Genomic DNA, 814 nt, shown 5'->3' with positions numbered 1-814 from the left:
CGGAGCGAACGCTCCGGCGGCGGTCGCAATGTCCGGATCGAGCCCTATATCGAAGCGTCGCAGCTGGTCGTGGCTGAGCTTTCGCCCGGCGATGAGGTGGTGACTTTCACCCAGCTTGCGGCGGGCGTGGATACGAGCGTGACCGGGCGCAACAACGGTGCTTCGATGTCGATCCGCTACGAATACAATGTCGGTTATGGCGATGCGGTCGACTTTGACACGGTGAGCGGGGTAGCGCGGGGCTACGCTTCGATCGTGCCGCAGGTGCTGACCGTCGAAGCCGGGGGCCTTGCTGCCCGGACCCGGGTGGACGGAAACGGGGGCCTCACGCCGAATACCCTGCTGGAGCAAGGCTCCGACAGCCGGATCTATTCGGTCTACGCCGGTCCGAACCTCGCCACCCGTGCCGGAGACGTGGATGTCTCGGCAAGTTACCGGATTGGCTACACCCGGATCGAATCCCCCGATGCGGTGGTCACCGCACCGGGCGCCGATCCGGTCGACGTATTCGATGACAGTCTGGTGCAGAATGCCTCGGTCCGCCTCGGGACTCGCCCGGGCGAACCGCTGCCGGTCGGTCTGGGTGTCGGCGCCGGGTGGATGCAGGAGGATGTTTCCAACCTCGACCAGCGCATTCGTGACGCACACGTGCGTGCTGATGTCACGGTTCCGGTCACCCAGTCGCTCTCGCTCATTGGCGGAGTGGGTTACGAGGATGTGCAGGTTTCTGCCCGGGATGCGGTGCTCGACGCCAACGGCGTGCCGGTCGTCGGTGCGGACGGCCGCCTGGTGGTGGACAAGGCCCAGCCGCGCC

General features: G+C 66.2%; 1 protein-coding gene. It reads left to right on the top strand.

The window, feature by feature from the left end; genetic code table 11:
• Positions 1–814, top strand: an 814-nt coding sequence (locus AC01FP_RS18220) for a hypothetical protein (protein ID WP_474482241.1), incomplete at both ends; no start/stop codon positions are given.

Source organism: Cyanobium sp. NIVA-CYA 375, from assembly GCF_056108345.1.
Note: the sequence above shows the minus strand (reverse complement) of the source record. Positions and strands in the feature narration are given on the sequence as shown.